At 58.5% G+C, this 23,426-nt stretch carries 23 protein-coding genes and 1 pseudogene; 17 read left to right on the top strand and 7 right to left on the bottom strand.

What is annotated here, in order from left to right; translation table 11 throughout:
* Window positions 1-6: 6 nt before the first annotated feature.
* The 4 genes from QE408_RS13760 to QE408_RS13745 all read right to left on the bottom strand — a co-directional run bounded on the left by QE408_RS13760 (window position 7) and on the right by QE408_RS13745 (window position 3,730).
* The gene (locus tag QE408_RS13760) at window positions 7-1,701 is read right to left on the bottom strand and encodes an ABC transporter ATP-binding protein (protein WP_306931994.1); all 1,695 of its coding nucleotides are present in this window, start codon (window positions 1,699-1,701) and stop codon (window positions 7-9) included.
* An 88-nt stretch (window positions 1,702-1,789) separates the two neighbouring features.
* On the bottom strand, window positions 1,790-2,092 hold the full coding sequence (locus QE408_RS13755; protein ID WP_306931992.1) for an AzlD family protein: 303 nt from the start codon (window positions 2,090-2,092) through the stop codon (window positions 1,790-1,792).
* Complete coding sequence (locus QE408_RS13750) at window positions 2,089-2,799, bottom strand: AzlC family ABC transporter permease (protein ID WP_306931990.1); 711 nt, start codon at window positions 2,797-2,799, stop codon at window positions 2,089-2,091. Before QE408_RS13750 ends, QE408_RS13755 begins: the two co-directional genes overlap by 4 nt.
* A gap of 73 nt (window positions 2,800-2,872) precedes the next feature.
* Window positions 2,873-3,730 (bottom strand): AraC family transcriptional regulator, encoded by an 858-nt coding sequence (locus tag QE408_RS13745; protein WP_306934802.1) that lies wholly within the window; start codon window positions 3,728-3,730, stop codon window positions 2,873-2,875.
* A gap of 80 nt (window positions 3,731-3,810) precedes the next feature.
* On the opposite strand from QE408_RS13745, the gene alr reads away from it, so the two are divergent.
* From alr to rarD, 11 genes are all read left to right on the top strand, one after another.
* Window positions 3,811-4,986: an alanine racemase gene (gene alr / locus QE408_RS13740; protein ID WP_306931988.1), complete on the top strand. Its 1,176-nt coding sequence runs from the start codon at window positions 3,811-3,813 to the stop codon at window positions 4,984-4,986.
* Between the two features lie 105 nt (window positions 4,987-5,091).
* A complete protein-coding gene (gene radA / locus QE408_RS13735) occupies window positions 5,092-6,495 on the top strand; it encodes a DNA repair protein RadA (RefSeq protein ID WP_306931986.1) in 1,404 nt (467 codons plus the stop codon).
* 92 nt (window positions 6,496-6,587) lie between these two features.
* A complete protein-coding gene (locus QE408_RS13730) occupies window positions 6,588-7,175 on the top strand; it encodes a CvpA family protein (protein ID WP_306931985.1) in 588 nt (195 codons plus the stop codon).
* Window positions 7,176-7,313: 138 nt separating this feature from the next.
* A complete protein-coding gene (gene purF, locus QE408_RS13725; RefSeq protein ID WP_306931984.1) occupies window positions 7,314-8,807 on the top strand; it encodes an amidophosphoribosyltransferase in 1,494 nt (497 codons plus the stop codon).
* 128 nt (window positions 8,808-8,935) lie between these two features.
* Window positions 8,936-9,676 (top strand): SDR family NAD(P)-dependent oxidoreductase, encoded by a 741-nt coding sequence (locus QE408_RS13720; RefSeq protein ID WP_306931982.1) that lies wholly within the window; start codon window positions 8,936-8,938, stop codon window positions 9,674-9,676.
* A 209-nt stretch (window positions 9,677-9,885) separates the two neighbouring features.
* A complete protein-coding gene (gene cysS, locus QE408_RS13715) occupies window positions 9,886-11,271 on the top strand; it encodes a cysteine--tRNA ligase (RefSeq protein ID WP_306931980.1) in 1,386 nt (461 codons plus the stop codon).
* A 33-nt stretch (window positions 11,272-11,304) separates the two neighbouring features.
* Window positions 11,305-11,508, top strand: a complete 204-nt coding sequence (locus QE408_RS23015) for a DUF559 domain-containing protein (protein ID WP_373465582.1) — start codon at window positions 11,305-11,307, stop codon at window positions 11,506-11,508.
* Entirely contained in the window at window positions 11,505-11,978 is a 474-nt protein-coding gene (locus QE408_RS13710; protein WP_306931978.1) for a GFA family protein, read from the top strand. The genes QE408_RS23015 and QE408_RS13710 overlap by 4 nt, the downstream gene beginning before the upstream one ends.
* Complete coding sequence (locus QE408_RS13705; RefSeq protein WP_306931977.1) at window positions 11,978-12,448, top strand: GFA family protein; 471 nt, start codon at window positions 11,978-11,980, stop codon at window positions 12,446-12,448. The genes QE408_RS13710 and QE408_RS13705 overlap by 1 nt, the downstream gene beginning before the upstream one ends.
* Before the next feature lie 17 nt (window positions 12,449-12,465).
* Window positions 12,466-13,422, top strand: coding sequence for a prolyl aminopeptidase (gene pip / locus QE408_RS13700; RefSeq protein ID WP_306931975.1), 957 nt, complete (start codon window positions 12,466-12,468; stop codon window positions 13,420-13,422).
* 241 nt (window positions 13,423-13,663) lie between these two features.
* Entirely contained in the window at window positions 13,664-14,578 is a 915-nt protein-coding gene (rarD, locus tag QE408_RS13695) for an EamA family transporter RarD (protein ID WP_306931973.1), read from the top strand.
* 16 nt (window positions 14,579-14,594) lie between these two features.
* On the opposite strand, the gene QE408_RS13690 is transcribed toward rarD, so the two are convergent.
* Window positions 14,595-15,215 (bottom strand): LOG family protein, encoded by a 621-nt coding sequence (locus tag QE408_RS13690; protein WP_306931971.1) that lies wholly within the window; start codon window positions 15,213-15,215, stop codon window positions 14,595-14,597.
* 155 nt (window positions 15,216-15,370) lie between these two features.
* Here QE408_RS13690 and QE408_RS13685 point away from each other — a divergent pair, with 155 nt between their 5' ends.
* The 5 genes from QE408_RS13685 to QE408_RS13665 all read left to right on the top strand — a co-directional run bounded on the left by QE408_RS13685 (window position 15,371) and on the right by QE408_RS13665 (window position 21,594).
* Window positions 15,371-17,422 (top strand): LysM peptidoglycan-binding domain-containing protein, encoded by a 2,052-nt coding sequence (locus tag QE408_RS13685; RefSeq protein ID WP_306934801.1) that lies wholly within the window; start codon window positions 15,371-15,373, stop codon window positions 17,420-17,422.
* A 116-nt stretch (window positions 17,423-17,538) separates the two neighbouring features.
* Window positions 17,539-19,425 (top strand): ABCB family ABC transporter ATP-binding protein/permease, encoded by a 1,887-nt coding sequence (locus QE408_RS13680; protein WP_306931968.1) that lies wholly within the window; start codon window positions 17,539-17,541, stop codon window positions 19,423-19,425.
* A 246-nt stretch (window positions 19,426-19,671) separates the two neighbouring features.
* Window positions 19,672-20,370, top strand: a complete 699-nt coding sequence (locus tag QE408_RS13675) for a phosphatidylserine decarboxylase (protein ID WP_306931966.1) — start codon at window positions 19,672-19,674, stop codon at window positions 20,368-20,370.
* Window positions 20,371-20,394: 24 nt separating this feature from the next.
* Window positions 20,395-21,255 carry a CDP-diacylglycerol--serine O-phosphatidyltransferase gene (gene pssA, locus QE408_RS13670; RefSeq protein WP_306931965.1) on the top strand — a complete coding sequence of 287 codons (861 nt, stop codon included), beginning with the start codon at window positions 20,395-20,397 and terminating at the stop codon, window positions 21,253-21,255.
* A 204-nt stretch (window positions 21,256-21,459) separates the two neighbouring features.
* Window positions 21,460-21,594, top strand: coding sequence for a hypothetical protein (locus QE408_RS13665; RefSeq protein ID WP_272865808.1), 135 nt, complete (start codon window positions 21,460-21,462; stop codon window positions 21,592-21,594).
* Between the two features lie 114 nt (window positions 21,595-21,708).
* Here the strand turns inward: QE408_RS13665 and QE408_RS13660 are convergent.
* Both QE408_RS13660 and QE408_RS13655 read right to left on the bottom strand, forming a co-directional pair.
* A pseudogene (locus QE408_RS13660) lies at window positions 21,709-22,465 on the bottom strand (SOS response-associated peptidase).
* A gap of 3 nt (window positions 22,466-22,468) precedes the next feature.
* Window positions 22,469-22,792, bottom strand: a complete 324-nt coding sequence (locus QE408_RS13655) for a YnfA family protein (RefSeq protein WP_306931962.1) — start codon at window positions 22,790-22,792, stop codon at window positions 22,469-22,471.
* 193 nt (window positions 22,793-22,985) lie between these two features.
* Here QE408_RS13655 and QE408_RS13650 point away from each other — a divergent pair, with 193 nt between their 5' ends.
* Window positions 22,986-23,366: a glutathione S-transferase N-terminal domain-containing protein gene (locus tag QE408_RS13650; protein WP_306931959.1), complete on the top strand. Its 381-nt coding sequence runs from the start codon at window positions 22,986-22,988 to the stop codon at window positions 23,364-23,366.
* Window positions 23,367-23,426 lie beyond the last annotated feature (60 nt).

The raw sequence follows: 23,426 nt of genomic DNA, 5'->3' as shown, positions 1-23,426 counted from the left end.
ATCTTTTTAAGGTGATAGCGGAGGCGGTTCAGAAACTGAATCCCTTGCCTCTACCTCTTTCAAGGCAATGACCTGATCCTGCGGCCGAATGGAACTTTGGCGGTGGGTGATAGCGATAATCGTCAGATCCCCGTCCAGTTTGCGGAGCTGATCCATGATCTCACGCTCGGTTTCTTCATCGAGGGCCGAGCTCGCTTCATCGAGAAGCAGGATTGACGGCGCGCCGTAGAGCGCGCGTGCAATGGCAATACGCTGGCGCTCACCACCGGATAGTTTCTGGCCCCTCTCCCCGACAATCGTATCGAAGCCATCCGCCATTCCTTCAATACGTTTCAAGATGGCAGCCTGATCCGCGACCTTGCGCAAGCGCTCTTCATCATGCGGGCGACCAAGAACGATATTGGTGCGAAGGCTGTCATTGAGGAGTTGAATTTCCTGCGGCACAATGCCGATCACCGCGTACCAACTGCTTTTGCCGACCTCGCCTAGCTCCACACCATCGACGAGGACGCGCCCCTCCTGCGGCGTTATCGTCTTTTGCAGGAGCTTGAACAGGGTAGACTTACCGGAACCAGTTTCGCCGGTAATGAATGTCAGCCGTTCCCGTGATGCGGTGAAAGAAACGTTACTTACGCCACGGCCATTGTCGTAACGGAAGCCGACATTTTGAAGTTCGATGTTCTGTACAAGCGCAGGTGCAGGCCTGGCTCCTACCTCCTCCCCCTCCTCCGGCGCCATCCACATGCGGGCGCAGGGCATGAAGCGGGCAAGCGACCGCATGGCTTCGCTGACCGATTGCCCGATCATCTCAAAAGGCGTGTTGAGTTGAAGAAGTAACGTGTTGAACAGAACGACATCGCCGACGGAAATGAGGCCTTGCTGATAGCGCGGAAGGAGCAGCCAGAAGCTGAGGATAAGTTGAACGCAGAGCGCCAAAGCGATTGTTGAAACGAAAGCGATCCGCCGGAGCGAATAAAGCCGCCAGTTCTGGTAGATCGCAGTCGCATTGTCGCCGAAGCGTTGCTGCATCCATGCTGTGCTGCCAGTGTGCCGAAGAGGTTCGATCATATTCAACGCGTTGCCGACGAATGCAGCATTGTGCTGCCCGGCATCTATTGCCTGCTCCAGATAGCGATTGGTGAAGCGGTTGGAGGCAAGTGTCAGGCCGATGAAGAAGGCACCGTAACAAAGAACGATCAGAACCAGCTCCAGGCTGATCGCCGCGCCCAGCACGATTATGCTAAACAGAAAATTGGCCAGTCCGGGCACGAAATAGATCAGGCCGATCTGCATCAAAATCGACGCAGCGGATGCGCCCTGCATCTGCGCCTGCTGGATTTCCGCCGGATTATGGTCGGTAAAAAAGGCGGCTTGCTTGCGCGTGATTCTTTCGAAAAAGCGCGTGGTCGCCACCAGTTCCAGCCGTTCCGAATGGATCACAGCGAGATATTGCGTACAGCGCTGAATACCGGTGGCCAGGGCTGTCAGGATCGCATAGAGGGAAAATGCCATGATCCACGGACCGGCCTGTTTGGGCACGTCATCGATGATCCGCGAAAACACATAAGGGCCGGATACTGATAAGAGCGCGCCTGTGAATATCGTAACGATCAGAACGACGATCGAACGCCAGGAAGTCCTCAGATCGTCCTGATAAATCCGCAGCAAAGGCCGGAAGGCGATCTTGTAGTCTTTGAACAAAACGGTCCTCCCGCTTTTCACAAACTAGAAAGTCGTCGTCCCGGACATAGCGCCGTTGTCAAGTCTGCACAACCCTGGGGTCGCTGGACTACAGCCCAAGCGCGCGCAAAACCGCCACGGTTATCACACCCGCAGCTGCGGCAGGCAGAAGTGAAAGGCGAGTCGCCGCAAGGGCGGTGACAGCGCAGCCGATGGTTTCGGCAAGGCCGCTCGTCAAGGCGGTTGGCGTGACGACGGCCATCAGCACTGCGGGCGGCACCGCGTTGAGCGCGCGTTTAGCCCGATCCGTCATTTGGACATGGCGGATGAGAACGAGACCGCCGAAGCGTGTCGCAAGTGTCGCGACGGCCATGGCGAGGATGGTCAGCACCGTGTTGGCGTCAAGGCTCATCGGGGCATCTCCCGCTCGTCCTTGGCAAAACCGGCGACGGCCAGTCCTGCGAGAGCACCGGCGGCTATGTACCATGCGCCGGGTACGTATCGATGGGTGAGGAAGGCGGCGGTCGCACTCGCCAGAAGAACGAAACCCGTTTGCCTGCCTTTCCAGAACCCCATCAGAAGCACGATAAAGACCGCCGGAAATGCAAAGTCGAGGCCGATAACGGTTGTATCACCCATGACAGAACCGAGCAGAGCGCCCGCGAGCGTCGACAGGTTCCAGACGGCATAGATCGAGAGCGCGGCGGCGGCGAAAAATGCCGGACGGAGCGTGCTCGTCATGCTGCGAAATTCCGCCAACGCCCAGGATTCGTCCGTCAGGACAGGCATGGCGAGCCAGCGCTGCCAGGGCTTGAAACTTTCCATCTTCGCGGCGATGGAGGCGCTCATCAGTATGTGCCTGAGATTGACGAGGAGTGCTGCAAAACCGAGCGCTGCCCAGCTTGCAGGATGCGTCCACAAATCCATGGCTACGAATTGCGCACCACCGGCGAAAACGAAAAGCGACATCAGGCAGGCTTCCAAGGGCGACAGCCCCTTGCTCACGGCAATCGTGCCGAAGACCATGCCGATCGGCACCATGGCGACGAGCAGCGGCGAAGCGGCTTTCAATCCGATGATCAGTTCCTGTGGTTTTTCAGGCGGGGTCTTGCTCAACATGTCATTCTCCTGTTCAGGAGAAGCATCTAGGGGGTCGTCAGTGAACCGTATTGAACGAAAGTGATGCCGCGGTTTAGGCAGCGCGAAACTGGCCCGGCGTCACGCCGGTACGCGCCTTGAAGTGGCGGGTAAAATGCGCCTGATCGGCGAAGCCACATTCAAGCGCCACGGATGCGGGGCTTTCTCCCCTGCGCAACAAATGTCTCGCCCGGCGGATGCGGATATCGGTCAGATAGGCATGCGGCGTGATGTGGAATTCACGGCGGAAGGCGCGGATCAGATGGGCGCGGCTGAGACCGGCCATACTCGCCAGTTCTTCCAGTCCCACATCCGTATCGAAGTTGTCGTTGAGATAATCCCGTGCCTGATAGACCGCGGTTTTCTCGCGTGTCTCAACAGGCAGGATGATGGCGCTGCCGTGACGGGAGAAGAGTTCGGCGAGAACCGAGAACATACCCTCATCCGCTTCTAGTGCGCCTGCCCCGCTTTCCAGCCTGCGATGAGCGATTTGAAAGGCCTGCGCCATCTTCGGGTCATGCGGCAGGAAGCTTGGAAAGGACGGCGTGCCATGAAAGGCGCGGCCGGTCACGTCTTCGATCACGTCGGACAGAAGTGCCACATCCGGATAGATCATGCGGTATCTGTAGCCATCGCCGCCGGGTGCGCCATCGTGAATCTGGCCGGGATCGATGAGATAAAGATGGCCGGGGCCGGTCCGCTCGGTCGTGCCTTTGATGGTGGAAATCTGCGAGCCGTTTTCGATGGCGCCGATGGAAAAGGTGTCATGCGCGTGTGGCGAGAATTCATGCGTGAGGAACGTCGCCGTCATGCACTCCATGCCTTTGAAACGCTTATCACGCCAAAACCAAGTGGTTTCTGCGCGTGAAAGCGGCATGTGATCGGTGGCCTGTTCCTGCGAAACATTGTGCATAGGCAAGGTTTAGCCCAATCCGTCATGACGGTCTTGAACAAAAGTGATAGACCACGGCGACAGTGAAAGGGTGCACGGCCATGACAGACGACCTCGATGACAGCTTTTCCGAAATGGATGCAGACGCATTCGAAACCGCGCCACTTCGGCTGACCATCGATCTCGCGGCGCTTGCCGATAACTGGCGCGACATGCAGCGACGCTCTGGCAAGGCGCGGGCGGCAGCTGTGGTGAAAGCGGATGCCTATGGTATGGGGATCGAGGATTGCGGCTCGACGCTCTATCACGCCGGTGCGCGGGATTTCTTCGTTGCCAGCGTCGCGGAAGGTGTCACCCTTCGCCCTCATGCGCCGGAGGCGCGCATCTTCGTGCTGTCTGGAATTTGGCCGGGCCAGGAACGCGATGTCTTCGCCCATGATCTCGTGCCGGTGATAGCTTCGGAGGAACAGCTCTCCTTCTGGACGAGCGCTCTGGCCGAGCGCGGCGACCATCCGTTTGCGCTGCATGTGGATATCGGTTTCAACCGCCTTGGGCTTCCAGTCGAAGACGCGCTTTATCTGGCCGATGACCCGACACGGCCGGCAAGCTTCGATCCCGTACTGGTCATGTCCCACCTTGCGAGCGCCGATACCCCCTCTTCGCCGATGAACAAGGCGCAGCTTGAATCATTTCGAAGGGTTAGTGCCGTTTTCGAAGGTATCGAATCAAGCCTTTCAGCCTCTGCCGGAATCTTCCTCGGCCCGGAATACCACTTCGACCTGACGCGTCCAGGCATCTCACTTTACGGCGGCGAAGCCGTCAGCGACATGCAGAATCCCATGCGCCCCGTCGCCAAGGCAGAGGCGCGGATCATCCAGATTCGCGAAGCCGGTGAAGGGCAAACGGTAAGTTATGGCGGCACCTATCAGTTGAAGCGTGCGAGCCGTCTGGCAATCGCGGCTGTGGGCTATGCCGATGGATATTCGCGATCGCTCTCCGGCTCTGGCATTCCGTTGCGCGAGATGGGCCGTGGCGGCGCGGAAGGCTTCATCAATGGCTACCGCGTTCCAGTCGCCGGTCGCATCACCATGGACCTCACAATTTTCGACGTCACCGACGTGCCGGAACGTGCCATTCGTGCGGGCGACTATATCGAGCTCTTCGGGTCAAATATTCCGGTGGATGAGGTGGCGCGTGCCGCCGGCACGATTGGCTACGAGATGTTGACCAGCCTTGGTCTTCGTTATGAGCGGCAATATCTGATCGGCAACGAGTAAGTTTTTAGGCTCTTGGAAAGCTGGGACAACCTGTGCTAACGAGAACAAAACAGGATCAAAATCCGCCATACCCCTCATTGCTCTCACAAGAAAAAGACTGACCTTATGGCCAAAGCCAAGACACAATTCATTTGCCAGAACTGCGGTACCGTCCACACCCGTTGGGCCGGCAAATGCGAGGGCTGCGGCGAGTGGAACACCATCGTTGAAGAAGACCCGATGGGTGGAATCGGCGGCGGGCCCGGCAAAACGCCGAAGAAGGGCCGTCCCGTCACCCTCACCTCGCTTTCCGGTGAAATAGAGGAAGCACCGCGTATTCCGACCGGCATGAGCGAGCTGGATCGCGCGACAGGCGGGGGCTTCGTGCGCGGATCGGCGGTTCTGATCGGTGGCGATCCGGGCATCGGAAAATCGACGCTGCTGATGCAGGCCGCGGCGGCACTCTCGCGCCAAGGCCATCGCGTTATCTATGTGTCTGGCGAAGAGGCCGTGGCGCAGGTGCGGCTACGTGCGCAGCGCTTAGGTGCAGCGGAAACCGACGTGCTTCTGGCAGCGGAAACCAATGTCGAGGACATTCTCGCGACGATTTCCGAGGGGAAGCGGCCCGATCTCGTTATCATCGATTCCATCCAGACGCTGTGGAGCGACACCGCCGATTCCGCCCCCGGGACGGTTACGCAGGTGCGCACCGGTGTTCAGGCGATGATCCGCTTTGCCAAGCAAACCGGTGCCACCATGGTGCTGGTCGGCCATGTAACGAAGGAAGGCCAGATCGCCGGTCCGCGTGTGGTAGAGCACATGGTGGATGCTGTTCTCTATTTTGAGGGCGATCGCGGGCATCATTATCGCATCCTGCGGACCGTCAAGAACCGTTTCGGCCCGACCGATGAAATTGGTGTGTTCGAAATGTCGGACCGGGGTCTGCGCGAGGTCTCCAATCCTTCGGAGCTTTTCCTGGGAGAGCGCAACGAAAAATCCCCGGGCGCCGCCGTCTTCGCCGGTATGGAAGGCACGCGCCCCGTGCTAGTGGAGGTTCAGGCCCTGGTGGCGGCAACCTCGCTTGGCACACCGCGTCGTGCGGTGGTGGGGTGGGATTCGTCGCGGCTTGCTATGATTCTTGCCGTACTCGAGGCCCATTGCGGCGTGAAGCTTGGTCAGCACGATGTCTATCTCAACATAGCCGGTGGCTACCGTATCTCGGAGCCCGCAGCAGACATGGCGATTGCTTCTGCACTGGTTTCCTCGCTTGCCGGTCTTGCCCTGCCTGCCGATTGCGTCTATTTCGGCGAAATCAGCCTGTCGGGCGCAGTGCGGCCGGTGTCCCAAACGGCGCAGCGGTTGAAGGAAGCCGAGAAGCTTGGATTTTCCACCGCCTTTCTCCCCTCCGCGTCGGCGGAATTGCCGAAGGGCTCAAAGGGGCGCTGGACGGAGATTGAAAGCCTCCCCGACCTCGTGGCGCGCATTGCAGGTTCGGGTAACCGCTTCAGACAGGCTGAGGAAGACGAATAATGATCCTTTCGCTGCTTACCCGGCTAGTGTAAGAGGATCGCAAATTGGCACAGCGGCTTCCTTTCAGGTGCCGCGACCTCCGGAGTTGGTAAATGCCCATTACGATTTTCGACGGTATCGTTCTTGCCGTTGTGCTTTTCTCCGCCGTTCTCGCCATGGTGCGTGGGTTCTCGCGTGAAATTCTGTCCATCGCAAGTTGGGTCGGCTCCGTTGCAGCTGCTTACTATCTTTATCCGCTGCTGCTTCCCTATGCGCGCAACTATACCGATGACGACAAGATCGCGATTGCCGGTTCGGCCGGTCTGGTCTTCCTCGTTGCGCTGATCATCATTTCCTTCATCACCTCGCGCATTGCCGATTTCATCATCGACAGCCGCATCGGTGCGCTAGATCGCACGCTCGGTTTCCTCTTCGGCGCTGCGCGCGGCCTGCTTCTGCTCGTCGTCGCGGTCGCTTTCTGGAACTGGCTGGTCGATGTGAGAACGCAGCCCGATTGGGTAACGCAGGCCAAATCCAAGCCGTTCCTCGATGGTCTGGTCGGCAAGCTGGAAGCCGTTCTGCCGGACGATATCGAGCCGCAAATCCGCTCTCGCATCCTTGGGAAGAAGACTGAGACCACACCTGAGCAGGCGCCTGCGGAAGACGCGCCGGCAACAACGGCGCCGGTCCCAGCGAATTGATCCGATAGCGCGCCTTGCAATAGATGCAAGGCGCGCTATTTGTGCTAAATACTTCGATATAGGCAGCAAACAGGCCAAACCGGCAGAGTAAATCGCCGGGGCGGTTTTTGTTTTTGGCAGTAAGCAAAGGCAAGCCAGATGAATGAGCCGCTTTCGCATTCCACCTTCAATGACATTATCGATGGCGATACGCTGCATGAGGAATGCGGTGTTTTCGGCATTCTCGGTCACGCGGATGCGGCGGCCCTGACGGCACTCGGCCTGCATGCTCTTCAGCATCGTGGCCAGGAAGCGGCCGGTATCGTTTCCTTCGATGGCAAGCGCTTCCATCAGGAGCGGCACATGGGTCTGGTGGGCGATCATTACACCAACCCGGCCACATTGGCCCGCCTTCCCGGCACGATCTCGATGGGTCATACGCGCTACTCGACCACCGGTGAAGTCGCGATGCGCAACGTGCAGCCGCTGTTCGCCGAGTTGGAAGAAGGCGGCATCGCCATTGCCCATAACGGCAACTTCACCAATGGCCTGACGCTTCGCCGCCAGATCATCGCGACCGGCGCGATCTGCCAGTCCACGTCCGACACAGAGGTCGTACTGCATCTGATCGCACGCTCCCGCCACTCCTCCACGGCCGACCGCTTCATCGATGCGATCCGCCAGATGGAAGGTGGTTATTCGATGCTGGCCATGACCCGCACCAAGCTGATTGCAGCGCGCGATCCCACTGGCATCCGTCCCCTCGTCATGGGCGATCTGGACGGCAAGCCGATCTTCTGTTCCGAGACATGTGCGCTCGACATTATCGGTGCAAAATTCGTCCGCGACGTTGAAAATGGTGAAGTCATCATCTGTGAGATCCAGCCGGATGGTTCGATCAGCATCGATGCGCGCAAGCCGAACAAGCCGCAGCCGGAGCGCCTCTGCCTGTTCGAATATGTCTATTTCGCTCGCCCCGACTCCGTCGTCGGCGGTCGTAACGTCTATACGACCCGCAAGAACATGGGCATGAACCTTGCCAAGGAAGCCCCGCTCGAGGCCGATGTCGTCGTGCCGGTGCCCGACGGCGGAACGCCTGCGGCGCTTGGCTTCGCGCAGGAAAGCGGTATTCCCTTCGAATACGGCATCATCCGCAACCACTATGTCGGCCGTACCTTCATCGAGCCGACGCAGCAGATCCGCGCTTTCGGCGTGAAGCTGAAACATTCCGCCAACCGGGCAATGATCGAAGGCAAGCGCGTCGTTCTGGTGGATGATTCCATCGTTCGTGGCACGACGTCGGTCAAGATCGTGCAGATGATCCGTGAAGCTGGCGCCAAGGAAGTCCACATCCGCGTCGCGAGCCCGATGATTTTCCATCCGGATTTCTACGGTATCGACACGCCGGATGCCGATAAGCTTCTCGCCAACCAGTATGCCGACGTGAATGCGATGGCGAAATATATTGGCGCGGATTCGCTCGCCTTCCTATCGATCAACGGACTTTACCGCGCCGTGGGCGGAGAGGACCGCAATCCTGCCCGTCCTCAGTTCACCGATCATTACTTTACCGGTGAATATCCGACACGCCTTCTCGACAAGAATGGTGAGTCGATGGGCAGCAAGATCTCCATGCTCGCCAGCAACGGCTAATCTTTTTAAAGCCCGCATCACAAATGCGGGCTTTTCTCTGCGGCCTTCTCAGACCTCGAAGCCGCTTGCCGGACATGTCCTCCCTCAGTAAGACATGGCGGACTGTCGAACGATATTCAGGGGGGACCATGACCATCGACCTTAAAGGCCGGATCGCACTCGTGACCGGAGCCTCTCGCGGCATCGGCTATTTCACCGCGGTCGAACTGGCCAAAGCTGGCGCCCATGTGATTGCCTGCGCGCGCACGGTTGGTGGGCTCGAAGATCTGGACGACGCTATCAAGGCTGTCGGTGGTACGGCCACGCTCGTTCCATTCGATCTCGCAGACATGAAGGCGATCGATGCACTCGGCGCCTCTATCCACGAACGTTGGGGCAAGCTCGACATTCTGGTCGCCAATGCCGGGATGCTTGGCGTCATTTCCCCTGTCGGCCATATAGAGGCCAAGGTGTTTGAAAAGGTGATGAACATCAACGTCACCGCAACCTGGCGTCTCATTCGCTCAGTCGAACCGCTTCTGTTGAAGTCCGATGCCGGGCGCGCGCTGATCCTGTCCTCTGGCGCTGCCCATTCCTGTCGGCCGTTCTGGGGCGTCTATTCTACCTCAAAGGCTGCCGTTGAAGCGCTGGCACGCACTTGGGCGGCGGAGACCGAGCAGACCCATTTGCGCGTCAACAGCATCAATCCGGGCGCGACGCGTACGGCAATGCGCGCCCAGGCGATGCCCGGCGAAGATCCCGACACCCTGCCCCATCCTTCGGAAGTGGCACAGGCTATCGTCCCGCTTGCCTCACCTGACCTCTCCGAGACCGGTAAGATCTATGTCGTCCGCGACCGGAAATTCGTCAGCTATCGCACGCCGGAATGACTTGCGAACCAGCGTGAATCTCAAAGCGATGCTCTTGACCGACAACGGGCGTCGCTTCATAAAGCAAGCCATGAAAATAACGATCTGCCGTTGCTGCTGAGTTGAATTTTGCTGGTCTAACCCCCGGCCAGATCGTTTTCGTCTCCTGAAAGGTCAAAGCAGACAAACGCTCCGGTGGGGTCAATCTCCGATACCCGAAGGAAATACGCATGTCCTTGCGCTTGAAGCTTTACAACACGCTGACCCGCGAAAAAGCCGAATTTCAGCCGATCGATGCGAAGAATGTCCGCATGTATGTTTGCGGCCCGACGGTCTATGATTATGCCCATATCGGCAATGCCCGCCCGGTGATCGTCTTCGACGTGCTCTATCGCCTGCTGCGGCATGTCTATGGCGAGAATGGCGTCACCTATGCGCGCAACATCACCGATGTGGACGACAAGATCAACGCGCGGGCGCTTCGCGATTATCCCAACCTGCCGCTGAACGACGCGATCCATGCGGTGACGGAAAAGACCGCCAATCAGTTTCATCAGGATGTCGCGGCTCTCGGCTGCCTTGAGCCGACAGTGGAACCCCGCGCGACAGATAACATCACCCAGATGATCGAGATCATCGAGAAGCTGATTGCGCGCGGCCACGCCTATGTGGCGTCAGGCGAGGTGCTGTTCGACACCAAATCCATGAGCGACTACGGCCAACTGTCCAAGCGTCCGCTGGACGAGCAACAGGCTGGTGCGCGCATCGCGGTCGACGCGCACAAAAAGAACCCTGGCGACTTCGTGTTGTGGAAGCTTTCAAGCGATAACGAGCCCGGCTGGGAAAGCCCTTGGGGGCGTGGTCGCCCCGGCTGGCATATCGAGTGCTCCGCCATGTCCGGTCGATATCTCGGTGAAGTCTTCGATATTCACGGCGGTGGTCTCGACCTCATCTTCCCGCATCACGAAAACGAAATCGCCCAGTCCCGCTGCGCCCATGGCACCCATGTGATGGCCAATGTCTGGATGCATAATGGCTTCGTGCAGGTCGAAGGCCGCAAGATGTCCAAGTCCGACGGCAACTTCGTGACGATCTACGATCTGCTGCACACCGAAACTTTTGGCGGCCGCAAATGGCCAGGAGAAGTGTTGCGACTGGCGATGCTGATGACGCATTACCGTGAACCGATCGATTTCTCCGTCAAGCGTCTCGAAGAAGCGGAGCGGCTGCTCGCGAAGTGGCCTGCCGCAGAAGCGAGCGATGCCGATGTCGATCAAGGCGTGCTCGATGCGCTTGCTGACGATCTCAATACCGTTGCGGCCGTACAGGCACTGCATGCTCTGGCCCAATCTGCCAATGCCGATCCGGAAAAACTTCCCGTATTTGCGGCGAGCGCGGCACTTCTTGGCGTGCTGCCGAAGAAGGCGGAGGTGGATGAGGCGATTGCCGCCGCAGTGGATTCGCTCGTTGCCATGCGGCTGGAGATGCTGAAGGCGAAGAATTTTGCCGAGGCGGATCGGATTCGCGATGAGCTGTCTACCAAGGGGATTCAGTTGAAAGATGGTAAGGACAAGGAAACGGGTGAACGGGTGACGACTTGGGAGTTGAAGCGGTAGGGTTTGCTGCAAACGCCCGCTTTCTACGTCTAGATTCGTCGCTTACCCCCCTCTGCCCTGCCGGGCATCTCCCCCTCAAGGGGGGAGATCGGCAAGACGGACCCTTGCCATTTCACCTTTGACCTCAATGAGAGGCGAAGCTGGACCGTCATCCGCTTCTGGAACGATGACGTCCTCCAACAGATAGACGATGTCTGCCTACATTTCCTGCGATCAATACCGAGGGAGCAATCATGACCATCCACACCGGCGGATGCCAATGCGGGGCCATACGGTTTCGAGCGGAAGGAGACTTGAACGATAGCTCTATCTGCCATTGCCGCATGTGCCAGAAGGCCTTCGGGGCCTATTATGCGCCACTCGTCTCCGTGCGAGGTGCGAAATTTGAATGGACCCGCGGTGAGCCGAAGCGGTTTCAATCTTCCAACCACGTAAAGCGGGGCTTTTGTGGCGAGTGCGGCACGCCGCTGACCTATGAGGCGCCGGATGGAATGGCCATTGCGGCAGGTGCCTTCGATGATCCTGCCAGCCTGCCCCCCGTTATCCAATGGGGCGTCGAAAACAAGATCGGCTTTGTCGATCATCTTCACGCTCTACCGCAAGAGGAGACGCTGGCCGATGTGACGTCGGCTAGTTTCATCGCCGATCTTGTTTCCTATCAGCATCCGGACCACGATACGGAGACATGGCCAGAGGAGAAGCGTTGATGAGCGAGGCAGGATATTCAGGTGGGTGCCAGTGCGGTGCGGTCCGATTTCACGCTGGCAAGCTTGGCCGGCCGTCGATTTGCCATTGCCGGATGTGCCAGAAGCATTTCGGCAATTTCTTTGGGGCGCTTGTGGGTGCAGATCAGGCCCATCTCACATGGACACGGGGGCAGCCTAGCCTCTTCCGGTCATCCTCCAAGATTCACCGGGGCTTCTGCAACAAGTGCGGAACGCCGCTGACCTATCACTATCCGGGCGGGGTCGAGATCGCCATCGGCGCCTTCGATCATCCGGATCAGATCGAGCCGCAGGTGCAGGTCAACGCACATATGCAGATGCCGTGGATCAAAGCGCTGTTCGACAAGCCGTCTGTTCAGCAAGGTATCGATGAAAGCACGATTATTTCCTATCAGCATCCGGACCACGACACCATGGTCTGGCCGCCCGAAGACGAAGCAAACAAGGCATAGCATCAAGGACTGTTTTCATGACTGAAATACTACGCGGCCTCTATCCAGAGATCGAACCCTACGAGACCGGCTTTCTGGATGTGGGCGATGGCCACACGATCTACTGGGAGCGCGTCGGCACCAAGGGCGGCAAGCCTGCGGTCTTCCTGCACGGGGGCCCAGGTGGTGGCGTCAACCCGACGCAGCGCCGCGTCTTCGATCCCGCTCTCTATGACGTGGTGTTGTTCGACCAGCGCGGCTGCGGACGCTCGACGCCGCATGCAAGCCTCGACGCCAATACAACCTGGCATCTGGTGGCGGATATCGAGAAGCTGCGCCAGATGTTTGGCTATGACAAATGGCAGGTCTTTGGCGGCTCCTGGGGCTCGACGCTGGCGCTCGCCTATGCCGAGACCCATCCTGAACATGTCAGCGAGTTGATCGTGCGCGGCATCTATTTGCTGACCAAGCGGGAACTGGACTGGTACTACCAGTTCGGCGTCTCGGAAATGTATCCCGAGCGCTGGGAAACGTTTATTGCGCCTATTCCCGAGGCGGAGCGCGGGCAGATGATGGCAAGCTATTATCGCTATCTGACCGGTACCGACGAAAAGAAAAAGCTGGAATGCGCCAAGGCCTGGAGCCAATGGGAAGGTGCGACGATTGCGCTCGTTACCGATCCGGCACGCGTGAATGAATTCGGTGAAGATCGCTACGCTATCGCCTTTGCGCGCATCGAAACGCATTTCTTCGTCAATGCCGGCTGGCTCGAAGAAGGACAGTTGTTACGCGACGCCTACAAGCTGAAAGACATTCCAGGCGTCATCGTTCACGGCCGCTATGACATGCCGTGCCCGGCTAAGACAGCGTGGGATTTGTCCAAGGCGTGGCCAAAGGCGGATCTGCACATAATCGAGGCTGCCGGCCACGCAATGACCGAGCCCGGCATTCTTGACCAGTTGATCAGGGCAACGGATCGCTTTGCTGGAAAGTGAAACCAGCTTAGCCATCGCTTGATGTTCAGCCTTGAGCATCAAGCCACGGCAATGGAATTGAGCGAAATCCGGAATCGTTTCAGTTTCTTAGGGCCATCAGCTCGCACACCGATTCATCTCGCATAGGCTTCTTGTTTGAGCAAATGCAGCTTTTCTAACCAAAGCTTCACGGAAATGAATTGGTACATCACACCAAAGGGGAATACTGCGGAGAGATCCCGATCATATTGGCAGTATTCCCATGGCAATGAACCCCACCATTCAGGCTCCCCAATCGGGCGATAGCGTCCGTGGCTTCGCCTACGCGCTGACCGCCTATCTTCTGTGGGGTTTCCTGCCATTCTATATGAAGGCCGTCGCGCATATCTCGCCCTTGGAAGTCATCGTTCACCGCGTGGTGTGGTCGGTACCGATTGCTGCGATCGTGCTGATCGCGCTTGGCCGAACTGCCGAAATCCGCCAAGCGCTGACGACGCCTCGCATGCTTGCCATGGCCTGCCTCACCGCATCGCTGATCAGCGTCAATTGGGGCATCTACATCTGGGCCATCGGCTCGGGTCACGCGCTGGATGCCGCACTCGGCTACTTCATCAATCCACTCTTCAGCATTCTTCTCGGCGCCTTGATCCTGAAGGAAAAGCTTAGCCGCATGCAGATGGCGGCCATTTCGCTGGTGGCGATTGCCGTAGCGCTACTGACATGGAATGCCGGTGGTCTGCCTTGGGTCGCGCTCGCACTAACCGTCTCCTGGGGCTTTTACGCCTTCTTCCGCAAGACGCTGCCGATCGGGCCAACGCAGGGCTTCCTGTTGGAGGTGCTGCTGTTGACGCCGCCTGCTCTTGCCTTCATCGTCTATCTGACCTTCACCGGGCAAGGGCATTTTTTCGCGGGCACGCTGCAGGATAGCTGGCTTCTGGCGGCGAGCGGACTCATCACCGCCGTTCCTCTGATCTTCTATGGCAATGGCGCCAAGCTTTTGAAGCTCTCCACCATCGGCATCATGCAGTATATCGCACCATCGATGATCTTCGTCATCGCGGTTTTCGTCTTCAAGGAACCGTTCGACATGGTGCGAATGATCGCCTTCATGATGATCTGGGCAGCACTTGCGGTCTACACCCTGCCGAGCCTGATGAAGGGCAGAGCTGCCGTTTGACCGGCAGCTTCAGGCTTTAAAGCTGCGCAATGACCGAAGGGTCGCCTTCCGGATTTTCCTGGGCTGCCGCACGCTCGATAATCGCGGGTACGATGTCGTCGATCTTGTCGATGACCAGTGGGTTCAGCAAGTGAGCGCGATGAATGAAGCCCTGGTCGCGCATATGGCGGACCAGTTCCAGCATCGGGTCCCAGAAGCCGTTGATATTGGCAAAGACCATGGGCTTGGCGTGACGGCCGAGCTGCGCCCAAGTCATGATTTCAACGATCTCTTCAACCGTGCCGATACCGCCCGGCAAAGTGACGAAGGCGTCCGAGCGCTGGAACATCATGTGCTTGCGCTCATGCATGTCCTTGGTGATCACAAGTTCGTTCAATTGGCCGAGAGAATGGCGTGTCGCTTCCATATCCACGAGAAACTCGGGTATGATCCCCGTAACTTCGCCGCCGTTTGAAAGAACACCGCTTGCGACCGCGCCCATGATGCCCTTAGTGCCGCCGCCATAGACAAGGCGAATGCCGTTTTCGGCCAGGGATTTTCCAAGGTTGCGGCCAGCTTCCATGTAGGCGGGATCGCGCCCGGGCTGAGAGCCGCAATAGACGCAGATGGATCGAATCGAATGGTTTTCATGTGTCATGGCCTGCACCGAACTACGCAGGGTCAATTCCGTCAAGAAATTTTGGGGGAAGACGCGACAAACGCGGCGCTTGGCGCCCGGGGCCGCTTGTATGAAAAGCGCTAAAACGCTAGCAATCCTCGATAATATTGCGAAGAATGACGTGGAGACACATGATGAAAAATAAAAGAGCCGGATTGTTGGCGCTTGTCGTGCTCGGCATTGCCACGCTGCTCATGGTCTTCTTCGTTCTTCCTCGCATGTCTGGCGATAACAAGCCGATCGGTGACGCCATTAACGAAGCCAGCAACGCCGTCAAGAACAGCGTCGAAATGGGCAGTGAAAAGGCTGGCGATCTTCTCTCGGATGCGGCCAAGGACACCACCAATATTGCCGAGAAGGTTGGCCGCCTGGCGGAATCCGCCAACAAGTCCATCAAGGACATGAGCAACCTGTTTGCCGATAACAAGGTGCCCTCCAATGAGGCGTTTGCAGCCGCCCGCAAGCAGGTCGAAGATTCGCTTCGCGAATTGGAAAACATCGACATTCCGGAATCGCTCGATGAGACAACCTCGCGTCTGATCACCACCGCGCGCACAGCAGCGGAGCGCACGGCAGCCTATCTTCGCGGCTTGCCGACAGATGCCGCCGCGGCCGCAGCACAGGTCCGCCGTTTGGCGGGCGTGTTTGCCGGCACGGATGATGGTGCGCCAAAGCCGGTAGCGCCAGCCACAGCCCCTCAGCCAGCTCCAACGCCTGCACAGCCCACAACGCCTTCCGCACCCGCCGCCACGGGAGACGCCGCTCAGCTTCCGACATTCGACGTTTTGCGCGTCGAGCCGGACGGTTCGGCTGTGATTGCCGGCAAGGCGCAGCCGGGTTCGCAGCTTGAAATCGTCAACAAGGGCCAGGTTATCGCCAAGACCCCGGTTGAAGGCAGCGGCGATTTTGCAGCCGTTCTCGACAATCCCCTTCCGCCCGGCAACCATGAGCTGGTGCTGCGCGCAACCGGCAAGGACGGCAAGGTCTCCGAGTCGAAGGAAGTGGCGACCGTGTCCGTCCCTGCCCAGAAAGGTGGCGATCTGCTTGCCATGGTCACCACACCTGGCAAGGCTAGCCGCGTTCTGACCATGCCGGAAGCAGCTCCGCCTGCTCTTCAGGCACAGGCGACACCGAATGCCGCAACGAATACCCAAGCGCCTGCGGCGGCCGCCTCGACCGGCAATGCAGCGCTAACCAACACCACGTCCGAGACGGCATCCGTGCGCGTTACCGCGGTCGAGTTCGATGGCTCGAAGATTTACATTGCTGGCTCCGCGCCTGCCGGCACGACGATCCGCGCACTCGTAGACGATACGCGCGTCGGCGAAAGCAAGGCGGAAGCCTCCGGCAGCTTCGTCGTTGAAGGCGACATCCAGCTTTCGGTCGGCAGTCACATCATCACGGCGGAAGCGCTTGATGCATCCGGTAAGGTAGCGGTGCGTGTCCGCGTGCCGTTCTCTCGCCCGGAGGCGGATCAGAGCACGGTTGCCATGCAGCCATCCGGCGTAGCTGGGGGGCAGCCGAACGCGACGGTATCGGGACAGGCTCCGGCAGCGGTCACCGATCAGGCTGCGTTCGAAGCGCTGCGCACGGAAGTGTCGAAGGCCTTCGGTATTCTGTCCGGTCTTTTTAAAGACGGCAAGACACCGACGCTGGACGAGGTCGCGGCAGCGAAGTCAGCGACGGTTATCGCGCTTCGTTCACTCTCGGAGTTCCGCACAGCCGCTTCTGCGGAGCCGGCCTTTACCGCGTTCGTTGCCGACATTTCCCACAAAGCGCGATCCCTGCTCTCGCTCGTGGAAGCACTGCCGAACGATGTGGTCGCGGTCGGAAAAGCAATTGCTGGCCTGACGAACCGTTTCGAAGAGTTGAATACAGCGGCTCCCGCAACGTCTGTGCCAACAAATGCAGCGGCTCCGGTAACCGATGCATCCGGTACGAAGACATTCGAACAGGCGCCGCTTGCGCATAGCGAGAGTGCGGTGATCATTCGTCGCGGCGATACGCTGTGGCAGATTTCGCGTCGCGTCTATGGCCAGGGCGTGCGTTACACCACCATCTATCTTGCCAATCAGCAGCAAATCCAGAACCCGGACCTGATCGAGCCAGGCCAGATTTTCGATGTGCCGGAAAAGGCGTTGCCGAATGCGGAAGAAATCCACCGCAACCGGTTGAAGACGCGGTAAGAAGACGGCCCCAAGCATTGCAAATGCCTGGTCGGAATATTATCTAATTTAGACGGCGGCGGCTCATCAGGGCCGCCGTCTTGCTGTCTGCATCCCGGCAGACGCCGGAGCAGAGAATGGCCGACAAGAAGAAGACGATTTCAGCGGATTCCAGCAATCCGATGCAGACCCTTATCAACCTTTGGCCCTATATGTGGCCCGAGGGCAGACCCGATCTCAAGATGCGGGTGGTATGGGCCACCTTCTTCCTGATCGTTGCCAAGCTGGTGCTGATCTCGGTGCCCTATTTCTTCAAATGGGCAACCGATGCACTGAATGGCAAAGTCGATATGGCGGGGCTGCTTCCCGTCTTCCTGCTGGGTGCCGTGGCGCTGGTCATCGCCTATAACATCACGCGCATCATTCAGATCGGCTTCAACCAGCTTCGGGATTCGCTGTTCGCCAGCGTCGGTCAGCACGCGGTGCGCCAACTTGCCTACAAGACCTTTGTTCATATGCACCAACTGTCGCTGCGCTTCCATCTGGAGCGCAAGACCGGTGGCCTGTCGCGCATCATCGAGCGCGGCACGAAGGGCATCGAAACCATCGTCCGTTTCACCATTCTCAACACCGCCCCGACATTCATCGAATTCCTGCTGACGGCGGCGATCTTCTGGGTATCCTACGGTTTCTGGTATGTCTTCGTCACCGTCGTGACCGTTTGGGCCTATATCTGGTTCACCGTCAAAGCCAGCAACTGGCGCATCTCCATTCGCCGGTCGATGAACGATAGCGACACCGACGCCAACACCAAGGCGATCGACTCGCTCCTGAACTTCGAAACGGTGAAATATTTCGGCAATGAAGACATGGAGGCCCGTCGTTTCGATGCCTCCATGGCGCGTTACGAGAAGTCTGCCGTCGCCATCTGGACATCGCTCGGCTGGCTCAACTTCGGCCAGGGTGTCATCTTCGGTCTTGGTTCGCTCGTCATGATGGTGATGTCGGCGCTCGCGGTTCAGCGCGGCGAACAGACCATCGGCGACTTCGTCTTCATCAACGCGCTGCTTCTCCAGCTTTCCGTACCGCTCAACTTCATCGGCTTCGTCTATCGCGAAATCCGCCAGGGGCTGACGGATATCGAGCAGATGTTCGATCTTCTGGAAGTGGAGGCGGAAGTGGTGGATGCACCGGATGCCAAACCGCTCCAAATCGGCGCTGGCGCTGTCAGCTTCCGCGACGTGCAGTTTTCCTATGATCCCGAGCGCCCGATCCTCAAAGGTATCTCCTTCGATGTCCCGGCGGGAAAGACCATTGCCATTGTCGGACCGTCCGGTGCGGGTAAATCAACGATCTCCCGCCTGCTCTATCGTTTCTACGATATCCAAGGCGGTTCGATCACCATCGATGGTCAGGACATTCGCGAGGTGACGCAGAAGAGCCTGCGTGCGGTGGTCGGCATGGTTCCTCAGGACACGGTGCTGTTCAACGATACGCTCGCCTACAACATCCGCTATGGTCGTCCGGACGCGCCGGATGCCGATGTCACGGCTGCCGCCAACGCGGCGCAGATCAGCGGCTTTATCAGTAAGTTGCCGGACGGGTTTCAGACCATGGTCGGCGAGCGAGGCCTAAAACTTTCTGGCGGTGAAAAGCAGCGCGTGGCGATTGCCCGTACCATTCTGAAAGCCCCACCGATCCTCATCCTCGACGAGGCGACATCGGCGCTCGATACGCATACGGAACAGGAAATCCAGAGCGCCTTGGATGTGGTTTCTCAGAACCGCACTACACTGGTGATTGCCCACCGCCTGTCGACCGTCATTGGCGCAGATGAGATCATTGTGCTGAAGGATGGCAACATCGCCGAACGCGGCACCCATTCCTCCCTGATGTTGGCGGGCGGTCTCTACGCTTCGATGTGGAGCCGTCAGCGCGAAGCGATCCAGGCAGAAGAACGGCTGCGCGAAGTTCGTGAGAAGGATGACCTAGGCGTGGTGGATCGTGGTGAACCCGCGCATTGACCTCGGTATAAAGCGGCCCAGCCGCTGCGCACCATTGCCCGTGACGCGGTTTGCCTGTAGTCACCTATGCGTGTTTTGTCGCCTTGAGACGTGAATATTGTCGGGAAACGACTATATGGTGCATGTCTTGCGGAACGAGCCAAGTTTTCGCCTTCGGGCGCGCAGGCAAATCGAGGTCCAAGCGGGAGCGGCCTTCATGGCGCATATCGCAAAGGCCGATAACGAAACTTCGGAGAAGAAAGACCCATGAACCTGTTCGATACCATTCGTAACACCCTCGTTCCGATCCACAAGGAAGGCTACATTTTCATCGCAGCCTCCTTCGTGGCATCGCTGGTGCTCGGCTGGATCGCCGAACCTCTGTTCTGGATCGGGATGGTTCTGACCGCCTGGTGCGCCTACTTCTTCCGCGATCCCGAGCGCGTGACGCCGCAGGATGACGATCTGATCATCAGCCCGGCCGATGGTACCGTTTCCGCTATCCAGACTGTGGTTCCGCCACTGGAACTGGAACTCGGCAAGGAGCCGATGGTACGCGTTTCTGTGTTCATGAACGTGTTCAACTGCCACGTAAACCGCTCGCCGGTGCGTGGACGCGTGGTCAATGTCGCGTACCGCCCAGGCCTCTTCCTCAATGCCGATCTCGACAAGGCATCGGAGGACAATGAGCGCAACGGTCTCGTGATCGAAACTGCGCATGGCCGGGTCGGCGTCGTACAGATTGCCGGCATGGTCGCGCGTCGCATCGTCTGCTGGGTCAAGCCGAACGAACCCGTCGATGCGGGCGAGCGCTTCGGCCTGATCCGCTTCGGTTCTCGCCTCGATATCTTCCTGCCGGAAGGCTTCTCGCCGCGTGTTTCCGTCGGTCAGACGGCCATTGCCGGTGAAACGGTTCTGGCCGAATTCGGCTCGACCAAGGGAGCCGTCATCAGCCGCCGCGGCTGATGACACGTCAGGGAGACGCGTTTCATGGACGAGCAAGCGCCACAGCCAAGCATCAATGGCAAGCACGAGATCAGTCAGGATAGCGGACGAGGCCCAAGGCTTCGGGAAATTCCGCTTCGTCTTGTCATCCCCAATCTCGTGACCGTGCTCGCCATCTGCGCTGGCTTGAGCGGTGTTCGGCTTGCCTTTGAAGGCCGCTTTGAGCTTGCGGTAGCCATGGTGCTGCTGGCAGCCTTCCTCGACGGCATCGACGGACGCCTGGCCCGCATGATGAAGGCGACGTCCAAGTTCGGCGCGCAGATGGATTCGCTCGCCGATATCGTCAATTTCGGTGTCGCCCCTGCCCTCGTCGTGTATGCCTATCTCCTCGATCAGGCCCGCTCGCTTGGGTGGATTGCCGCCCTCATCTACGTGATCGCTGCCGGACTGCGCCTAGCGCGCTTCAATGTGATGATCGAACGTGAGGTGAAAGCGCCCTGGCAGAACGAGTTCTTCGTCGGTGTGCCTGCACCGATGGGTGCGATGCTGGTGCTGCTTCCCGTCTATATCGGTTTTATCGGCGTCGAGCCGAGCAGGACATTCGCCCATATCGCTGCCGCCTACACTGTGTTGATCGGTTATCTGCTGATCAGCCGACTGCCCGTTTGGTCTGGCAAATCGGAAAGCCGTATCCGTCGCGATCTCGTGCTTCCAGCCATTCTGATCGTGGTGCTCTATGTGGCGCTCTTGATGAGCTTCACCTGGGAAGTGCTGATCCTCACCGTGCTCGCCTATCTGACCTTCCTGCCCTTCAGCGCGCGCATCTGGCACAAGCGCTATGGAACGTTGACGATTGAAGAGCATGACCACGGCGATAGCGGCGACGGACTCGACCGCGGCATCTGATTTCTGACAAGACGGGGTCGTCTTTGCCGTAACAACGGCTGGTTTAACTTGCGACTTTTTTCAGGCGATCCCGAACACGAAATGTCGCAGACTGCAATTTTCAATTGATTGAATCCGCCTCGAATTCGTCACGATTGCCCCCGAGAGAGCTAGTCAGAAAGGCCAACGAATCATAGGCCTGATAAGCGATCTGCGGAGGGTGGAATGACAGAAACGAAGAAAATCGAGATGCCGGCAAAACCGGATTTGAAGGCGCATTACCAGCCGCTTGGCCTCAAGGCCGTTGCAGCTGCCGCCATGATGGTGGCGCGCAAGCCAAAGCAGGCTAAGACTGCCTGATCTCTTTTATGTTCAGCAGGCAGTGTGGTGCCTGTCGACGTTGCAAGTGGCGCTTTCGAGCGCCATTTTCATTTTCGACGTGAGGGCACGGCCTGCGGGAAGCGGGTCCGTCGTTTAAAATAACGACAGTTGTCCGCCCTTTTCCTTTATCGGAGCAAGAGGTGCCGCTTCCTCCACCGGTTCGATGAGATCAGGCCCGACATTGGCGACCTTGTTCACCTTGTCCGACACCGGGATCATTTCGAAAAAATCCTCATCCGCTGCCCGCATCAGGCTCGAAACCTCACGTGGCTCCTGCGTCTTGCAATCCAGCCAACGGGCGAAATCCTCTGGTGCGATCACCACCGGCATCCGGTCATGGACACGCGACATGGACCTGTTGGCGGCGGTGGTGAGGATGGCACCGGTATCAACTTCCGATCCATCGGCGGAGGACCATGTTTCCATTAGTCCGGCGAAGGCGACAATGCCGCCGCGCTTTGGTCTGATGTAATAGGCCTGAGGCTTTCCGCCCTCCTCCTTGGAAGGTCTCTTCCACTCGTAAAATCCGCTGGCCGGGATCAGGATGCGGCGATGACGCATGGCAGCGCGGAATGACGCCTTACCAACGGCGGTTTCGGAGCGGGCGTTGATCAAAAGCGGGAACGTCTTGGGATCTTTCACCCAACCCGGCATGAAGCCCCAGCGCACGAGCATGGCTTTACGGTTCGGCAGATTGCTTCCCACCTCCTGCCGTTCACCCTCGACAATGATGAGGATAGGCTGCGTCGGTGCGATATTGAATCGCGGCGGAAAATCCTCCAACCCTATCAGGTCAAGATAGTCGGCAATCTCTTCCGGCGTTGCCTTTAAAAACAAAGCGACCGCACATGGCCTATCCTCTCGGGGCAAACAGAATGAGCGAGGCACCAGCCAGGCAAACCGCACCACCCGCCAGATCCCAACGATCAGGCGCATGACGCTCCACGATCCAAAGCCATAGCAAAGACGCGACGATATAGATCCCGCCATAGGCGGCATAGGCCCGGCCGGCGGCCTCGGTCGGTACAAGCGTCAAAAGCCAGGCGAAGGCCGCAAGCGACATCATCCCAGGTCCCAACCACGCCACCGACTTGCCCATGCGCAGCCACGCCCAGAAGGCGAAGCAGCCGGCAATTTCAGCAAGCGCTGCCACCGCATAGACGAGGGTAAGTTTCATACCTATTTCCTGCACTTGCTTCGAACAACGTGAATGTGGATTGTTCGAATCCGTCGACGCATCATACCGAAAACCACGTCCTTGGTGCACTCTCCTTGGACCTTTACAGCATCCAGCCACAGTTTCGTTTACCTATGGAGAGGTCGTACGACCCTGAAGCTCAATCCGCATCCTCTGGTCTTTCTGCCATAAGGTGCTTGTGGCACTTTATGAGAACGGCACATCTTTTGAGTCGGTTATCGTCGATTTCTCCAATTCTGATTCAAGGGCGGCGTTCTTCGAGACATCGCCAATGGGGACGATTCCGGTGTCGCATGATGCGGAATTCAACGTAACGATGCCCGAAAGCGGCATCATCATCGAGTATATCAATACCCATTATCCCGGTCATTCCGACCTCTGCCACAAAAGGCCAACAGCTCCAGGTGCGGCTCTCGGATCGTTTTTTCGACCTCTCCATCCACCAGCCGATGCAGCGCATTTTCGCGGAATGCTTACGTCCCGAAGGCTCTTTCGACCCGCATGGCGTGTCCGAGGCACATGCGACCATCGACACGGCTTACGGCGTTCTTGAGCACCCCCTTGCAGACTGCCAATGCATTGCGAGCGCGACGTTTTCGATAGTGGATTGAGC

This window comes from Agrobacterium larrymoorei, assembly GCF_030819275.1.
GTDB classification, from domain to species: domain Bacteria; phylum Pseudomonadota; class Alphaproteobacteria; order Rhizobiales; family Rhizobiaceae; genus Agrobacterium; species Agrobacterium larrymoorei_B.
Note: the sequence above shows the minus strand (reverse complement) of the source record. Positions and strands in the feature narration are given on the sequence as shown.